15 protein-coding genes are annotated in these 18,019 nt (G+C 44.7%); 12 read left to right on the top strand and 3 right to left on the bottom strand.

Annotated features, from left to right (window positions below):
• Window positions 1-406: 406 nt before the first annotated feature.
• Window positions 407-1,396: an IS30 family transposase gene (locus tag PHU49_05685; GenBank protein MDD5243489.1), complete on the bottom strand. Its 990-nt coding sequence runs from the start codon at window positions 1,394-1,396 to the stop codon at window positions 407-409.
• A 542-nt stretch (window positions 1,397-1,938) separates the two neighbouring features.
• Between PHU49_05685 and PHU49_05680 the strand changes: the two genes are divergently transcribed.
• The 12 genes from PHU49_05680 (at window position 1,939) to PHU49_05625 (ending at window position 15,761) form a co-directional block, all read left to right on the top strand.
• Complete coding sequence (locus tag PHU49_05680; protein MDD5243488.1) at window positions 1,939-2,124, top strand: hypothetical protein; 186 nt, start codon at window positions 1,939-1,941, stop codon at window positions 2,122-2,124.
• Between the two features lie 7 nt (window positions 2,125-2,131).
• A complete protein-coding gene (locus tag PHU49_05675; protein MDD5243487.1) occupies window positions 2,132-2,530 on the top strand; it encodes a putative toxin-antitoxin system toxin component, PIN family in 399 nt (132 codons plus the stop codon).
• A gap of 843 nt (window positions 2,531-3,373) precedes the next feature.
• The gene (locus PHU49_05670) at window positions 3,374-5,878 is read left to right on the top strand and encodes a UvrD-helicase domain-containing protein (GenBank protein ID MDD5243486.1); all 2,505 of its coding nucleotides are present in this window, start codon (window positions 3,374-3,376) and stop codon (window positions 5,876-5,878) included.
• A 413-nt stretch (window positions 5,879-6,291) separates the two neighbouring features.
• A complete protein-coding gene (locus PHU49_05665; GenBank protein ID MDD5243485.1) occupies window positions 6,292-6,768 on the top strand; it encodes a topoisomerase DNA-binding C4 zinc finger domain-containing protein in 477 nt (158 codons plus the stop codon).
• 429 nt (window positions 6,769-7,197) lie between these two features.
• The gene (locus PHU49_05660) at window positions 7,198-8,127 is read left to right on the top strand and encodes a PDDEXK nuclease domain-containing protein (GenBank protein ID MDD5243484.1); all 930 of its coding nucleotides are present in this window, start codon (window positions 7,198-7,200) and stop codon (window positions 8,125-8,127) included.
• A gap of 436 nt (window positions 8,128-8,563) precedes the next feature.
• The gene (locus PHU49_05655) at window positions 8,564-8,887 is read left to right on the top strand and encodes a hypothetical protein (protein ID MDD5243483.1); all 324 of its coding nucleotides are present in this window, start codon (window positions 8,564-8,566) and stop codon (window positions 8,885-8,887) included.
• Between the two features lie 726 nt (window positions 8,888-9,613).
• Window positions 9,614-10,855: an ATP-binding protein gene (locus PHU49_05650; protein MDD5243482.1), complete on the top strand. Its 1,242-nt coding sequence runs from the start codon at window positions 9,614-9,616 to the stop codon at window positions 10,853-10,855.
• 154 nt (window positions 10,856-11,009) lie between these two features.
• Window positions 11,010-11,255, top strand: a complete 246-nt coding sequence (locus PHU49_05645) for a ribbon-helix-helix protein, CopG family (GenBank protein ID MDD5243481.1) — start codon at window positions 11,010-11,012, stop codon at window positions 11,253-11,255.
• Between the two features lie 299 nt (window positions 11,256-11,554).
• Window positions 11,555-11,866: a transcriptional regulator gene (locus tag PHU49_05640; protein MDD5243480.1), complete on the top strand. Its 312-nt coding sequence runs from the start codon at window positions 11,555-11,557 to the stop codon at window positions 11,864-11,866.
• 264 nt (window positions 11,867-12,130) lie between these two features.
• Window positions 12,131-13,300: an ATP-binding protein gene (locus PHU49_05635; protein ID MDD5243479.1), complete on the top strand. Its 1,170-nt coding sequence runs from the start codon at window positions 12,131-12,133 to the stop codon at window positions 13,298-13,300.
• 495 nt (window positions 13,301-13,795) lie between these two features.
• Window positions 13,796-14,269, top strand: a complete 474-nt coding sequence (locus PHU49_05630; GenBank protein MDD5243478.1) for a hypothetical protein — start codon at window positions 13,796-13,798, stop codon at window positions 14,267-14,269.
• 700 nt (window positions 14,270-14,969) lie between these two features.
• Complete coding sequence (locus PHU49_05625; protein ID MDD5243477.1) at window positions 14,970-15,761, top strand: transporter substrate-binding domain-containing protein; 792 nt, start codon at window positions 14,970-14,972, stop codon at window positions 15,759-15,761.
• Window positions 15,762-15,781: 20 nt separating this feature from the next.
• On the opposite strand, the gene PHU49_05620 is transcribed toward PHU49_05625, so the two are convergent.
• Window positions 15,782-16,456: a hypothetical protein gene (locus PHU49_05620; GenBank protein ID MDD5243476.1), complete on the bottom strand. Its 675-nt coding sequence runs from the start codon at window positions 16,454-16,456 to the stop codon at window positions 15,782-15,784.
• A gap of 96 nt (window positions 16,457-16,552) precedes the next feature.
• The coding region (locus PHU49_05615) for a GNAT family N-acetyltransferase (GenBank protein ID MDD5243475.1) at window positions 16,553-18,019 on the bottom strand (1,467 nt) is incomplete at its 5' end.

The raw sequence follows: 18,019 nt of genomic DNA, 5'->3' as shown, positions 1-18,019 counted from the left end.
TGGATAAAGGCGGTATCCGCGTGGCTGCCTATCTGACGGAATTACCGCCTCAGGATATCCTCAGAAAGAAGCTCCATGAAACAATGATCCTTGCCAGAAAACAGCTTGAATGCAAAGAGTTTTGAACCTTTCCCCTTTCACGGGTTTCATAAAAAACATTTGTATAGGGATAGAATGGCTTTAAAAGGGAAAAGGGCAGGTTGAGGTCGAGGTTAAGGTTAAGCAATTTCTCCAGTGCCTACTTCCTACTGCCTACTCTCTTTTGCAGTTGCTATCAGCCATGTGCCATGAACTATCAGCCACGAGCCGGTTTATTGGAGGATGTTTTTTGAAGCAGAAAATAAGTGAAAAACTGATAATAAAAGACCTGACCCCCAAGGCTGATTGAAATAAGGTGAATTCCACTTCAAAGCGCACCACGAAGAGCCTGACGGTACACCTCATGGGGTGTCCGGTAGTTGAGGCACTTCCTCGGTCTATTATTGAGCTTTTTCACAACTATTGCAATGTCTTTTTCCGAGATCTTCCGAAAATCAGTTCCCTTCGGAAAGTACTGTCTCAGAAGGCCGTTGGTATTTTCATTGGTACCCCGCTGCCAGGCGGCATAGGGATCGGCAAAATAGACTTTCAGTCCGGTTTTGTTTTCCAGTTCCTTGAAGCGTGAAAACTCTTTGCCGTTATCGACGGTCAGGGTTCGGCGAAGTGCCCGGGGAGTTTTCCTGAAAGATTGAATACTTTGTTCCGTCATGGTCAACGCCTTCTTGTCCGTAAGCTTTGCCGTTAACAGATAACGGCATTTTCGTTCAACATATGTGGCAAGACAGCCTGTACCTTTGCCTCCCTCCATACTGTCCCCCTCCCAGTCTCCGAAGCGCTCTCTGGTTTCTACGATAGGAGGCCTCTGGTCTATGGAGATACGTTCCGGGATAAAGCGTCTTCCGGAACCGTACCGTTTTTGTCGTCTGCGCCTCCTGTGACATCGCCGCAAATGACGGTAGAGATCTCCACCCCGGGCGGCATCTGAATAGATCCACCGATAGATGGTTTCGTGACTGATGCGCATCCCTTCATCGTCCGGATACTCAAACTTCAATCGGGCAGCAATTGCTTCCGGCGACCAGTCGAGTCTGATCTTTATTTCAATATAAGCCCGCAACCCGTCTTGACTCTTCCTTCGGTGATGCCTTGCTTTATGACGTTTCTCGATTGCCCTGGGGTGAGTAAAATCGTACCAGTATACGTCTTCAGGGTACTCAGGACCGTTTCGGGCGATCTCGCGGCTGATAGTGACATGGTGTCGTCCGAGACGACGCCCGATCTCTCTGAGAGAAAAACCGGCAACCTTCAAATGACTGATGACATAACGCTCTTCTATGGTAAGATGATGGTAGGGCATGGTGGGCTCCTTTCCGGATTGAGTGTTGGTGGTGCTTCACTCTACCAGAAAATCCCGTCATGTCCTACATGTTATCTTATGTGGTGCAGTTGTAAGTGGAATGTACCTAAAAGCCGAGATGGCATTGAAAGAAGCCGTTGCTGAAGCCATTGCCGAGCACAAACGGAGAGGTACCCCATAGTGGTATGGCGCAGCGGCAGAACAGTCTTAGTTCCCCCGGAGAAAATAGTTGTACCGTCTCCCTCCCTCCCGTGACCGGTATCCAGTATCCAGCATCTCATGTTTTTTGAACGTTGAACAGTTTTTGGTTCCTCTCCTCGCCCCGGGTTGCAATCTTTTCCCGCATCCACGCTTATACGCATCCACGATCCTCCTCTCCCCTCGTTCCCCCCTTGTCAGTCTTCCCTGCTTTCGGCTTATAAGCCTATTAGCTGTTAGCCTAAAAAGATTGTATTTTTCATGTTATAGGGTTAAAATTCAAGATAGTAAAAAAGATTTTTGATATAGAATAATTGCAGACAGACTTTAAGGGGTGATAAAAAATGAAAGGTGTCGCCAAAAAGATTGACCCTGAAGATTATATCCTGTCAGTCCTTTCTCCTGAGGATCGGCTTGATGCAGCTTTCAAGGTTGCAGGAGAGGCATTCAAAAGATCCAGTTTGTCAATCAGGGATATTGATAATGCGGTAAAAATAGTGAGGAGAAAGGCATACGCAAAGAAGAAATAAGGTAGTCATCGATACCAGCATATTAATCTCTGCATTTATTTTCAGAGGAGTTCCGGAACAGGCAATAAAAAAGGCATTTTCAGAAGCAGATATATATTTATCGCCCGCACTTCTTCGGGAGTATCGCGATACACCCCTCGAACTATTTCGTAAAGGAAAAATTGATCAACTTCAGTTCAAAGCGTTAATTGCAGGGATTGCGGCCCTTGTAACAAAAGCGAAACTAATTGCCCCGCAGAAGAAGTTTGTCATTTGTAGAGACCCGACAGATAATATGATCCTCGATTGTTGCTATGCGGCAAAGGCGGATATTCTCATAACCGGCGACAAAGATCTCCTCGACATAAGGGACCTGCCCTTTGCCTTGAGAATATTGAGACCACGTGACTTTATAAAAGCCGGATAGCAGTTCTTCCTATTTTTGTCGTCTATTTTACCTAAACCCAGAATGCAGAACAGCTTTTATTCTTAAGGCGCCTCTCGCAGAGTACACCAGGCCCTTTCATGGCAGTTGAGAGTTCGGAGTTATGAGTTCGGAGAACGAAAACAGAACTTCCGCTATAGCGGAACGCCCTATGCGGGCTTGCAATGACACTGATCCCCGCCCCGCAGCATATCACCTATCACCTAATACCTAATACCTTTCCCCTTTCACGGGTTTCATAAAAAAACATTTGTATTTTTAATTTCATAGATATAGAATGATTTTCAGGGGTTCGGCGTAAGCAACGAGCAGAAGAATTGATCCTGTTACTCTCAGCTCTTCGCTCTCAGCTCTATGCTGATTCCTTGGTGGGGTAATTTCAATAAAGAGTAGAAGGGCAGGTTGAGGTTAAGGCTAAGGTCGAGAGAACGGCACTCAACCAGTTTTAAGCCGTTTTTTTATCTGACTACTGTCTACTTTTTGTTGGCAGTTGCCATGAGCTATGGTCTGTTTAGTTCATTTTGTTTTAACGTTGAACCCCCGATAGAGTCATTCGAGGGCAGGCATAGAACATTGAACGTAGAACGATCAGTTGATGTTGTTGTGGTGGGGTAATTTCAATAAAAAGTAGGTTAAGGCTAAGGTTCAGAGAAAACCCAACCTGATGTTTTTCACTCTCTGCTCTAAGCTCTTCGTTCTCAGCAAATGGTGGGAGACTATTCTTGCTGCAGACAATAGCCGATAATCTGATAATCCGAGACCTAACCCCGAATGCTGTTCTTATAAGAACGAGCACACTCTTGGCACTGAGCGTGTCCTAATAATATGCCATCACAAGAAAACCCAGGTCCTTTTATATTCTTTCTTTCAATAATCGTCATTTTTCTTATTTTGATTGCACTTTCATGGATTGTTATTAAAGAGAAGAAACGGATTACAAAAAAGAAGATTGATTTCATCAATTCTCTAAAAGATAAAATTTATTCAGCCACACAAGACTTTAATATTCTCTTGTCTCATAATTGCTATTTTAATCACAGAAAACTGGAGAACTGGAATAATGTATATGCTGCCGTGGCACAACAGGTTACATTCCCTTACAAAAAACTGGATATTACACCTGCGTTAAAAAACAACTTAAATCATTTTTTAAATAATTACAAAAATGGTGAACAAATACGGCAGAATCATAATCACAAATTTTGTCAATATGAATTATTGAAGAACCAGATGCTTTTTGATTCTGTCGAAAGTTACCCGCTCACTGAGAAACAAAGAGAAGCGATTGTCTATGATGAAGATAGTAATCTTGTGATTGCAGGAGCGGGTACCGGTAAAACCACTACAATTGTTGGCAAGGTTGCCTACCTTATAAAAACATTGAATGTAAACCCCTCAGAAATCCTTCTGTTGGCTTTTACGCGTAGGGCAGCGGAAGAGATGCGGGAAAGGATCGAGAGAAGGGTTGGAGTAAATCTTGACGTTATGACTTTCCATAAATTCGGTCTTGATATTCTTTCACGAGTTGAGCGTACAAAACCATCGGTATTCGACGAAGAAAATAGATTGCCAAAAATCATTAACGATAAATTAGATGAGTTAAAGCGAGACCCTGTTTACTTCAATCTATTAACCAGATATTTGGCATACTATTTAAAACCCTATAAAGCACCACATGATTTTGAGACAAAAGACAAATACTTACAGTATCTAAAGTCAAATAATATTAGAACGCTAAAAGGGGAAACTGTAAAAAGCTACGAAGAAGCAGAGATCGCAAATTTTTTCTACGTAAACAACATAGACTATGAATACGAAAGACCATATGAACACGCCACGGCGACTTACAATCATTCTCAGTATTGTCCTGATTTTTATTTATCCGATTATGGGATTTACATAGAACATTTTGGTATCGATAGAAATGGAGATGTCCCGAAATGGTTTGAAGGACCAAACCCTAAAGAAAAATATAATAACGGTATCATATGGAAACGCCAGATTCATGGCCGATATAAAACAACACTTGTTGAAACATTTCATTATGAGAAAAAAGAAGGAATTTTGTTCGATAATTTAGAAAAGAACTTGCGCCAACATGGGGTTGCTTTTGCGCCAAAATCAGACAATGATATATACAATATCTTCGACAAGCAAGAGGCAATACCCTTGTTGGTCAATCTGATTCAAACATTTCTTAATTTGTTTAAAGCAAATAATTTTACGATAGATGATCTGATCGCCAAGGCAAGGGTCATGGATGGGACAGGAAGGTATGCAGCTTTTCTGAAGATATTTCAGCCTATTTATGATGCCCATGAACAGTTCCTGCGTGATGCCGGAGAAATAGATTTCAACGACATGATTACAAAAGCAACGCGCTATATTAACACCAATCAATACAGGTCTCCTTACCGTTATATACTTATCGATGAATTTCAAGACATATCCATGGGAAGATATAATCTGATCAAGGCACTCATCGGACAAAACCCTCAACAGAGATTATTCTGCGTTGGCGATGATTGGCAGTCAATTTACAGATTCACGGGCAGTGATTTATCTATTTTTACGGATTTTGAAAAGTATTTCGGATATACCCAAAGGACCTTTCTTGATTACACCTTCCGGTTTAACGATAAGATTGCGCAATTTACGAGTGAGTTTATTCAACAAAATCCTGCTCAGCTTAAAAAGGAACTGAAAACTAAATACTCTACAACTGAAAAACCATATAAAATCATATTTAAGGATACTGACGCGGATCTTAAACGATTAATGAGTTGCCTGAAAAATATAAAAGAAAAGACAAATAATGATCCTGCAAAAGTTTTTATACTTGGAAGGTATAACTTTAATAGTCCTTCACGTCGTGATTTAAGTTATTTAAGTAAAACATTTGATCCTCTGCAAATAGAATTTCTCACTGCCCACAGCGCTAAGGGCTTAGAGGCTGATTATGTCATTATTGACTATTTAAATTCTGAAAAATATGGTTTTCCCACCGAAATCGTCGACGATCCAATCATCAATATGGTCCTGGCTGAATCAGATAATTATGACCACGCGGAAGAAAGGAGATTATTTTATGTTGCTTCAACGAGAGCAAAACATAAGGTTTATTTACTCCCTAACACATTCAAGCCATCAATGTTTGTCTTAGAATTACTACAAAAAGATCCCAAACAACTCGAATGCGAAAAATGTGGTGGTGTCTTAACGATCAGGGTAAACCGAACGACAAACAATAGATTCCTTGGATGTACCAATTATCCGTATTGTGACTTTACCCAGCCCCTTGGAAGACGATTTACCAACAGATCCACGTAATCATAACTATGCGACGTTGAGCAGAGCACTATCAACCATGAACCATCAACTATAAACAGATTTTCGCTCCTCGCATCTCGTACCTCCCATCTATCAGTTCAACATCCCGTTGTCGGTTCTGCCTGTTAAAATGGTTTGTAATGACAGCTGATCGCTGACGGCTGAAAGCTGATTGCTGATCTTAAAAAAACATTTGTATTTTTAATTTCACAGAGATAGAATGGTTTTAAAGGGTTTCTCGGGTTTATTGAGTTTCTCACGTTTCTTTGGTTTTAACATAGAACCTTGAACGATCTGTTGATGTATTGGTGGGGTAATGGTGGGGACAATTCTTGCAGCAGAAGATAACTGAAAAAATGGCAAGAAGAAGCCTGACTACGAATGCTCGAATGCCAATTTGAGGGAAACATTAAATGCAAAAACGCGACGAAGGCATAGTAAAAATGTTGTTAGAGTCTCCCTGGTGGGTGAGCATCATTGTAGCCTTTATTGCGTACATTGGCATCAAATTCATTATTCCTTCAATAATAGGAGGAAGCCCACTTTTTAAGGGTGTTGCAATACTACTCTCGTCGTTTGCGATATGGGTTGCCCTCTTCTTTCTTGTGATTGGCGCTATCTCCGCCCTGTTTGCCTGGAGGAGAGGGGAACTTCTGACGGGCCTGACAAGCGTCAAAACCATCCGTAGGCAGGTCCAAACGGCGACCACCCCCAAGGATTCTTCTGTTAGCGAATCTCCTCGTACGTATGCAGAGCAAAAGGTGATTTGCCCGATATGCGGATCAAACATGGTCTTGAGAAAGGCCACCAGAGGAGTGAATGCTGGAAAGAATTTTTGGGGATGTGAAAAATTTCCATCCTGCAGGGGTATCAGGAATATAAAGGAGTGAGAAAAATAATATAACAAGCTGCAAGTCACATGTCACGCTTACCTCGCTTCGGGAAGCTGGTGGCTTAAAAACATTGACTTTAGTTTTCAAAGGGTTACAATAGATGTATAGAAACAGGTGGGATTAATTTCAATAAGAACAGGTTAAGGTAGAACAGCTTTTCGCGTTGCTTTAGTTTTCCCGGTTTTGTTGTTTTTAACAAGATGAACCGGAGGAATATGTTCGCGATGAGCGAATATACGCTCTAAGCTGATGTTTTGGTTGGGTAATTTAATAAATAGCAGGTGCTGAAGGTTAAGGGGTAGCATAACTCTCAACCAGATTCTTGTTCTTTTTAGCCCATGGTGGGGGCGTTCTTGCGGCAGAAAATATCTGAAAAACTGATAATAAAAGACCAGACCCCGAAATTTTATCGAGATAAATTAAAATATGAATAATTGGCCAACCTTATTAAAACAATTTTTATTACAATCCAAAGGGGGGGATTTAAAAACGAGCTTCTATCCCAAAGAGTGGAGCGATTTGAGGCTACGCATCTCTTTCGGCATGGGAATGCCAGCCCGTATTCCTTGGATAGCTTTTATTACCCCTGAAATGCAAGTTAGTAAAGGATTCTATCCAGTGTACTTGTATTATAAGGAACTACAAGCTCTTGTTCTAGCTTATGGGATAAGCGAAACAGAAGAATTTGGGAAATCATGGCCTACTGAAATAATGAATTCAACACGCACTATTACAGCCTATTTTGATCAAGATGTTCCCCGCTACGGAGATTCATTTGTATTCAAGGCATACACAATTTCCATTGAAAACAGTAACGTACATATTACTTATAGAGATACTAATGCTATTACATCAGACAGAGATTTAGAATCAGATTTAGAAATAATTCTTGATTATTACCAAAAGACTACATCGATAACGCCCTCAGCTACTCCTTCTGATTATAGTCGGGGTTTATTTTATATGGAGAAACAGTTGGAGGATTTTCTTATACATAATTGGGGAAAGACTGAAATTGGTAAAAGATTCGACTTAATTATTGAAGAAGGTGAGTTAATAAGTCAACAATACAAAACTGATATTGGCCCAATTGATATTTTAGCAAAAGATAAGGGGTCAAATAGTTTTGTAGTGATTGAACTTAAGAAAGACCAAACCAGTGATGACACGATTGGCCAAGTAGCTCGTTATATGGGATGGATAAAAGAGCATAAAAAGGATGAAAATGTGAAGGGTATTATTATAGCTGGAAGCTATGATAAAAAATTAGATTATGCCTTGAAAGTGATGAAGAATATCGAAGTCTTTTTATATGAAATAGATTTTAAACTTAAGGAATTCAGAGGTATTGAATAACGTTAGCCGGTCTTCAGGTCAGCTGGGAAGGCCAGGGGGTCAAATCTTTATCCTTGACTCAGTCGATCTTCTATCTTCTTCCGTGAGGCATGAGGCAATCGTAAACCCTTGGGGTCAGGTCGTGCAATCCAGCAAATCATCTGACTTGTTTTCCTTGGCCCATCCGCTGTGGTGAGAATGGCCCGTATCGCGGAGAAATGAAACTAAACTTTAAGGTCTTCTAATAATCGGGGGAAAGCAACGGCCTGGATCTTTTTCTCAAGCCGGAAGGTCTCTTTGCCCGCGTGAATTACATGGGTGAATTCACCACACCCGAAGAATGATCCGAAAATCCAGAAGCCGAAAGAAAGGTATTTCCCGGCAAGTTAATATTCTTTTACTATTGTAATCTGAACAGGTAATCTTTCTATCGGGTTAATCCAGAAAGGAAATCGATATGAGATTGAATGAAGATGAAGTAAATAATTATCTGCAACCTTTTTTTGGACAGCACGAAGATAGTTTTCAGCAAGCCTGGCTGGAAATACTTGAATGCGATCCCCAAACATTAGAGGACATTACTCCTATTGTCAGGAAAACCAGAAACAGAGCTATAAAGCAGTATCTGAATAAAAAATTCAGGGAGGAGAGCTTATACAGACCTATTGGAAAGAATGGTGACAAAGGGTTTACCCTTGAATCAATACTGGCAAGCCCCGCAAATGAGAATGCCGAAGAAGACAATGGCAGGGAGGCAAGGGGGTCAAATCTTTATCCTTGACTCAGTCGATCTTCTTTCGTGAGGCATGAGGCAATCGCAAACCCTCTGGTGTCAGGTCGTGCAATCAAGCACATCATATGTTATTGCTTTAACGCCGGTTTGAGAAGGCAATGGGGTCAAATCTTTATCCTTGACTTAGTCGATCTTCTATCTTTATCCGGGTGTACAGAAGGGGACGACCGTAAATAAGTAAATAACTTATAACACATAGTCCTTCTCACTGACAATTCTCTCACCTCGTTCCACAGCGTAGCCCACAGCAGGTGGCGTCATGGGGGATGGAGACGTCGTTTCTCAAATTGCTTTATCAATGAATGGAAGGGGGGATTGGGGGCCACCTCCACACCCCCTTTACTTTGAAAAAATGCCTGTAGTTTGATATGGGGCATACTGCTTTTATTGCCAGAAAGAATTTCAAAAGACAAGCAAGTAAGGGCAGTCGATAGTCGTCAGTAGATAGTAGACAGCAAATAGCACGAAGCCCGTGAGTCGTGAGGGGAAACTACAGCAGAGAGCTGAGGGTTTAAGCATATTCTGTATTGGTTGTATTTTTATCTCCACTCTTCGCTCTCTGCCCTCTGCTGCTGTATGCTCTGCGGGCTCGAGCGAAGCGGGCGTGAGACAAAGGGTTGCTTCGTCGTATATTAAGTGAATATGACAAATTTACATATTAGTGGAAAATTGTCTTGACAAATTTACATATATGCATAAAATAGTCATATACAGATGATAGAGCGTATCGTTAAAACCTATCTCTTCGATCCTGAACTGAATGCCGGGAAGATGGTCTTTCTCACAGGCCCCAGGCAGGTCGGCAAGACTACCTTTGCGAAGGAATGGCTTAAAGGATCAGGCATGGAAGATATGTATTTCAACTGGGATGACCCTTCTGTCGCCCGGGAATACCGGAGGAACCCTCTTATATTCAGGAACCTCATCGACGAGAAATACCGCAGATCACCGGTCCCGATCGTTTTCGATGAGATCCATAAGCAGCGGGACTGGAGGAATATCCTGAAAGGATTTTACGACACAAATAAGGGCAGGATGACGCTCCTCGTGACAGGGAGCGCACGCCTTGGATTGTACCGCAAAACGGGCGATTCACTGGTGGGACGGTATTTACTGTACCAGATATTCCCTCTGGGATTACCCGAGGTGGTTGCCGATTTTAGCAGGATTGCCGGAGAGAACGTTGATTTCTCAGACGGAGAGGGATTCATTCGCGCCATACGCTCCATAAACATTAAAGGGCGCGATGAATCGCTTAGCCGGTTGCTGACATATGGCGGCTTCCCCGAGCCTTTCAGCAAGGCATCGCAGCGTTTTTTTACGAGATGGCAGAGAGAATACAGGACGCTCCTGACAAGAGAGGACGTGAGAGACCTTTCACGGGTCTCCGACATCAGGGGCATTGAACAACTGGCGGAGATCCTTCCTTCAAAGGTCGGTTCACCCCTTAGCATTAACTCTCTCCGTGAAGACCTCGGATGCCACTATGCGACAATCGTTAACTGGATCCATATCCTGGCGCAGCTCTATCTCCTTTTCACGGTCCGCCCATGGCATAAGCGGATCACCCGGTCCATTAAAAAGGAAGTAAAGCTTTATTTCTTTGATTGGACAACCGTGCCCGATACCGGATACAGGTTTGAGAACTTTATCGCCGTCACGCTGCTTCGGATGGCGGCAAGGCTCACGGAGACCGGCCTCGGGACATACGAGATAATGTACGTAAGGGACAGAGAGAAACGCGAGGTGGACTTTGTCCTCGTAAAAAACGGTAAGCCTGTCGCCCTCTTTGAGGCAAAGGAAGGGGATACGCGCATCAGCCCCGCAGGGAAGTATTTCGCGGGGAAGCTTGGGGTCCCCTTTTACCAGATAGTTAATAAACCGGTAAAGGCAGAAGCCTTTCCGGGCAACTGCTTCATCATTCCTTCAACAAACTTCTGTATGTTCGCAGGGTAAGACCTGTTGCTTCACAGAAACCCTTTGGTATCAGGTCTTGCAATCCGGCAAAACATGCGGTGGGGTTCGGGCGATACCGGTGGATCTCCACATGTACTTGATTGATCAATAGCATTTGTATAGATTGTAATTACAGTATATATGGAGGTAACACATGGGGAAGCAGATGATCATCCGGATCGATCCGGAGCTTAAGAGCATGGCTGATAATCTTGCCAGGGCCGAGGGGAAGACCGTGAGCAAGGTTGTAAGGGAGCTTCTTGAAGATTATGTAAGAAACAGGGACATCTCTTCCTATATCGACGACCTCTGGGGCCGTATCAGGACAAAGATGGCAAGAAAGGGAGTTTCTCTCCGCACCATCAACGCGACAATAAAAAAGGTCAGAGCGGGAAGATGATCCTGACGATAATATGTTCATAGAGTGCGCAGTTGCCCACAAATGTCCGTATATAATATCGGGAGACAGGCACCTGTTGTCTGTCGGTAATTATATGGGCATCAAAATAATAAGCCCGGCGGAGTTCCTTAGAAAATATTTCCGTAATAGCACCCTTCAGCTGTGATCAATATAATTTTCTTTAAACTCTTGACAATTAGTAACCTATAAGTTACCAGTACAACACAGAACAAGGATATTGAAAAGGCAAAGACGTTCTGGCTGGAATATAAGGCCAGAAAGAGGCAGGGAGGTTGATCATGGCGCTTACCCGTGATTTTAAAGAAACTATAATGGAACGCGCGGCACGCGATGAGAAGTACCGCAAAGGATTACTTGCAGAAGCGGTAAACGAAATGCTCGAGGGGAATCTTGACGTAGGGAAGGCAATGCTGCGTGATTACATCAACGCAACGATCACCTTTCCGGCCCTTGCAAAAAAGCTTCATAAATCAAGTAAGAGCATCCATCGGATGTTAGGTTCCCGTGGAAACCCTCGTATGGACAGTATCATGGGGATCCTCAAGGTCTTGCAGGATCAGGAGAAGATACGGCTCCATGCAAAATATTGATACCAAGTTGCATTCATTCATATAGCTTCGTTGCCTTCGTTGTCATCTCCTCGACGTACTAAAATGTACGCCTCCGTCGCCTCCTCCTCGTCGCCTCGCTCTATTTTTGAATGCAACTCGGTATGAGTAATTACTGCAGCAAGTGCAAAAAGACGATCACCCTCAAAGCCGCGCAGTACTTATGGAATCACGACCCTTGTTCCTCGTCTCTCGCTCCTTTTGTTTGGGCTTGACAATTTTGCAGTGGTAATGCATAATTTATGCATGTGGATATCAAGAAATTATGAAAAGACCTTGCGGTCGATGTTCGGGCAATTTCCCGCCGTTGTTTTGACAGGTCCCAGGCAGGTGGGGAAGACCGCGCTCGTACGCCATGTATTCCCCGGCGCTCAATATGTCTCTCTCGATCTCCCGTATCTTGCCGCACAGGCAGAAGAAAATCCGGAAAGGTTCATCGGCGAACAGAAAGAGCCGCTTATCATTGACGAGGTCCAGTACGCGCCTTCGCTCTTCCGCTACCTCAAGGCGGTCATCGATAAAGACAAAAGGCCCGGCCGCTTCATACTTACCGGCTCGCAAAACTTCCTCCTGATGCAGGGGGTATCGGAAAGTCTTGCGGGAAGATGCGGCGTCATGAACATGCTGAACCTTTCCTCGGCTGAGCTGAAAAAGACCTCCCGTACATTTGATGAGAACAAATACCTCTTCGGGGGAGGGTATCCGGAACTCTACGCGCAGCCGGGCATAGAGCCCCATTTCTGGTATGCCTCATATGTGAGCACCTATGTGGAAAGGGATGTACGGAATATCCTGAATGTCGGCAGTCTCCGGGATTTCGACCGTTTCCTGAGGGCGACAGCAAGCAGGACCGCACAGATACTTTCATATTCAGACCTCGCCAGGGACGTGGGTGTTGCCCCGAATACGGCAAAGAAATGGATCTCCGTGCTGCAGGCCTCGGGCCAGATCTTCCTCCTTGAACCTTACTACAGGAATATAGGCAAGAGACTGGTAAAGTCTCCAAAGCTGTATATGTGCGATACCGGCCTGATTTCCTTTCTACTCGGTTTTGATAGCTGGGAGGCTATCGCCCGCAATCCGATGGTAGGCGCATTCTGGGAGACGCATATCGTCATGCAGGTCGTCAGGCATTTCTATTCAATGGGGAAGGCCGTGCCGCTGTGGTTCTGGAGGACGTCCCAGGGAGATGAGGTCGATCTCCTCATCGAACAAGGCGGCCAATTCACAGCTATTGAATGCAAATATGGCGAAGCGGTCGATGCTTCAAGTTTGAAAGGCATGGAGGCCTTCATGAAGGAATATGGAAAGTCTTCTCTTGCTTCCGGGTTTATTGCATCGAGAACGCCCAGGAAATATCCGCTATCCAAGATCGTCTCCGCCGTTCCGGGAAGTTCCATCGACACCTTTTTGTGAGCGAAAGCGGGGCACAGGGGTCAAATCTTTATCCTTGACTTAGTCGATTTTCTATCTTCTTTCGTGAGGCATGAGGCAATCGCAAACCCTTTGGGCCAGGTCGTGCAATTAAGCACATCACACAATATGCGAGATCAAAGCACTCGCAGAGAACGCAAAGTACAGCTGATACCGTAAAAAGTGAAAAGTGAAAGGTGAAAGGTTTTCAACCTAAATATTTCACTATAGAGCATCGGTGTCGGGTTTTTCTGACCCCAGATGGTGCACAGATGGTGCAGTGCCTGGGGAAGTGTCCCCCGGAGGTCCGGGAATACAACATGAACCACTGGATCAGGAAAATATTGAGGTTGACATGATGGTCTATGGAGCGTAATATTAAATTAGCTGATTGTAGGGATCGGCGAGAATTTATTTGATCACGTGTTTGAAGGCAGATTTTCGATTTGGAAGGGTTTGGGAGTAGGCGGAAAACAATTTTTTGATGGAGGTGACTTTATGAAGGTAAACAGAAAATGGTTGTTTTCGGTTGTGCTGGCTCTGGGGGTTCTTGGACTATTTCTGCTGCCCGATAATGTGAATGCGCGGGGGAGACAGGATCAGAAGAAGAGATGTACGTTTACGGTGACTAAGATATCAGGGCATTTTTCGGATCTGCGGGATAGCCGCAAAAATATCTACATAGGTAGTACTCGCGCCAGCAACAAGGACTATACTGCACAGTTTAAATGCTCCGCTCCGGGGAACACAATAATCCACATGAATCTCTGGGCTTATCACAAGAGTTGCGGCCAGCCAAGTAATTCCACGTGGTTCATGGAAGCGCAATGCATGGGAGGAGATGCTTTAAGCGGTCCATGCCAACCGCCAAGCCGGAACGTCTGTTTAGGGGCTTTGTCCATGTCCACCATTGCGGCAAGGGCGGAAAGTATGGCCCGGGACATGTGCTGCAGCAACAAAAATCTCTGGTAGGACAAAGGGGTCAAATCTTTAGGGGCTGTTGCCCAAATAGATTGGACCCCAAGTGTATGGGATCAGGTCTTGCAATCCAACAAATCATCTAAAATATTCTCCCTGGAAAACAGAAGGTCGCACAGTATTGCTGGAATCAGAAAAAGATCTTCGGCGGCAAGGCATATTGCTTTGATTGCCAGAAAGAAGTATCCGGGACAAACAAGTAGAAAGCAAAACTATTTCTGTGCGCGTTTTGGTTCTTTTTCCTTTTTCTCTTTTATATCTTGTGCATGTTTTATAGCCTTTTGTTTCTGATCCTTGTCTCTATTTTTCTTCCCGCCTTTGTCTCCCATCGCTTACCCCCTGTTATATTAAGGCATGAAAAAATTATATCAGACAGAGAGCACACTTGCAAGTAAAGGTGATTGGGACATTATGGAAATGGAGTTGTAGTAACAGCCATAGAGGTATTACTATAAACAAGGAAAGGAGGAGTATGGGCAGGCAGCAGGGACAACCCGCACAATCTATATCGACAAACGCTATTTTACCGGCCGGAAGGTGGTCGTAGTTCCCGGCCGCGTTGAAAGGAAGTAAGGCCGTCCAGTATTCCGTTGACCCATACGGTTATTCTTGTTATAAATTCACGTCACGGGGCAGTGTCTTTCAGGGCACGACCTTCACTACCGTGACCACATTTAAAAAGAAGGTGAAATGTATGAAAAAGATCGGTTGCTTCTGTTTAATAATGTGTTTAATCATCCTTGCCGGGGATGTACACGCGGCACCAAAGGATATAAAGGGAACTCCTGAACTGACAATGCTGACGGAGGAATACCCGCCCGTCACGTTCATGAAAGACGGGAAGGTCGCCGGCTTTGTAACCGACATAGTGCGCGAGATCATTGCCCGCCAGGGTATTCCGGATACGATCCGGTTGACATCCTGGGACGAGGCTTACACTAAAGCGTTGAAGACCCCGAATGTAGTGCTCTTCAGCGCCGAGAGGACCGATAAGAGGGAGAAGCTGTTTCAGTGGGTAGGGCCGGTAGGCAAGAACAGCGCCATGTTTTACGTAAAGAAGGGCTCCGGCATAATGATCCGAAGCCTGCAAGAGGCCAAAAGGCTTGCCGCCATTGCCACCACCACCAACTGGTTTACCGAACAGTATCTCAAAAACAAAGGGTTTACGAACCTGGTCAGTTCTCCTCTTCCCACCACCAACGTCAAGCAGCTCATGGACGGAAGCGTGCAGGTTTCGATATTTACCGATATTACCGTTCCGGAGATCGTGAAAAAGGCGGGATACCGCATGGACGACCTGGAGCCGGTCTTTCGCGTGAGCAATACCTATTTTTATATCGCCATGTCGCTTGGAACTCCGGTTGAGATAGTTGCAAAATGGCAGTCAGTCCTGGACGGCATGAAGGCGGACGGTACCTTCGAAAAGATATACCGGAGCTACATTCCCAATGCGGACCTGAAGGACCTCCTGAAAACGTCACGATAAATAATTATCTTTGAACGGGTTCAGGGTGCCGAGAGGGCCTTTACCCTCGGATCGTCTGCCTTGATATCGACGGCAAGCCTTTTCCCGGTATTCTCACCAAAATGGTCAAAGATCCCCACGACCAGGTAATTGATCATATCCCTGAGGTCCAGACCTTCCCCGGTGACGGAGGCCTCCCCGATCCAGATATCCGTCATCGTGCCCGAATCCCTGTAATCCTTTCCGTCAACGATCTTCAGGGAGAGCCATTTATCGGATATTGAGGTCGTATACGGGACATAGGTCGTTGAGCCGGGAAGTTGAACTGTTGAGTAGGAGGTTCCCTTTGGCCCGGTTTTTGTGACCGTTGCAGTTCCCCCGGGCTGGTATACCGGCATCGTGCGGGTCACCGTTCTTTCCTTCCCTATGCCGTATCCGTGGAGGAGATAATAGACAGGGCTGTCGGACTGCGATATCGCATAGCCCTTCAGCTTCAGCATACTTTCGATCTTCCTCGCGACCTCCTTGTCGAGCAAGGGGTTTTTTGCTTCCTTATCTTCAACGACATGGATCGTTGTGCCCGGAGCAATGATCAACGGCCTGTCCGGATTACGGAAACCATCCACCTTGACCGTATACGATGTACATCCCTGCAGGAGAATGAGCAGGAGAAACAACATGCCCTTTAGGAAGACTATTGTAGTACGGAAATTCATATTAACAACCACCTGCTATGAAAAGAATATCAAACACCGGACGGTAAAACAATTAAAAAAGAAGAGAGAAGGATAAGGGAAGTGAAAGCAGATACATTATAGTGAAACAGAGGAATCGTTTTCCCGTATATAGGCAAGAATCTCCTTCGCGTTGTCGGAATACGCGATCACCTTGTCGTAATCGAAGGAGATATTATTGAGATATTGTAATATGATCGCGTCACCCACCCCGGTCTTCGGCAATATCCCGGAAAAGAAAAAACCACTCTCCTCAAAGGCAGGGGACATGAAATAGGTGAGCGGGTCCTCCATGCCGAGATAGAGGTTGATCGCGGCGATCTGTTCGACGCATAGAAGATTTTTCAATATTCCTTTAATTTCATGTACAACATTCGACCCGTATTTTGTAATAAAGATCTCGGCGTTTCCCTCAGCGGCATAAACCTTCGCATAGATGACCGACTTATCATCCGTGAAATGAGGTTCCGGGAAGGGAGGGACAATATAATTGTGTTCAGCGCCCATATCTCTGTAAAGCTTTTCTATCATTGCCCTATGCCGGGCAGGGGGATAGAGGGTTATCGGATCAGGTTTTTTCAGATATTTAAAGCTCAGCACCACGCTTATTCTCTGGGACTCGCCCTTTGAGATGCCCTTGAAGACCCAGGTTGCGGGACTTGTTGCCAGCTCTATGCCGCAGTCAACCAGACCGTGACCGACCATTGTTTTTTGTGAATAGATGTGATTTGCAACAGCAAAGGCATAAACACCCTCAAGGTCGTATTGTTTTGGCGCGGCAAAGAGGAAATCAAGCATTCTCTTCATGCATCCCTGACCCCTGTATTCAGGGCTGACAAAGATAAATGTCAGTTCCGCGATCCTTGCGCCCGGTTCAGGGTAGTGCAGGGCGGCATGGCCCATAAAGACATCGTCCTTCGTTACCGCAACCGCGGAGATCATCTCACCGGAGTCATTTGAAGCCACTATCTGTTCAGGATAATAGATGACTTCATCAAAAAATGTATAACCGTGTGATTTATAGGCGCCCTTTGAAATCTCAATTGCCTCTAAAGCCTTCATCCTCCTGACATCGTATTCGATCCTCCCGGCGATAACGACAGGTCCTGGTCTTTCTTCTTCATGGCGCTCCAGTTCGGAAGGATCGCAGAAGTCTTCTATATTCTTACCCGGCAGGTATTTAACGAGATGTATCTCTTTGCCTTCAGATCCCAGGTTGTGGAAGGAGACTTCATCAACGATCTCTTTCATGAGAAATGTGCCGAGTCCGGTGGAGCCGACTTCAAGAATGTCTTTCGAAGGGTCATAGAGGGTGATCTTGCCGGGGTCAAAGGGCATCCCTTTCTCTTTTATAATGATCTTTATACCCATAGAGGTTTGTTTGCAGATAATATCAAAGGTGCTGTCTTCACCGGCTTCAAAGGCGTGTTTTATTACATTCATGAATGCTTCTTCGAGGGCAAGTTCGATCTGATATATGGTTTCAACGGTAAACCCGAACATCTTTGCCGCCTCTCTAACGGAAGCCTGGGCAACGGGAAGATA

This window comes from Syntrophorhabdaceae bacterium (assembly GCA_028713955.1).
Classification (GTDB): Bacteria; Desulfobacterota; Syntrophorhabdia; order Syntrophorhabdales; family Syntrophorhabdaceae; genus UBA5609.
Note: the sequence above shows the minus strand (reverse complement) of the source record. Positions and strands in the feature narration are given on the sequence as shown.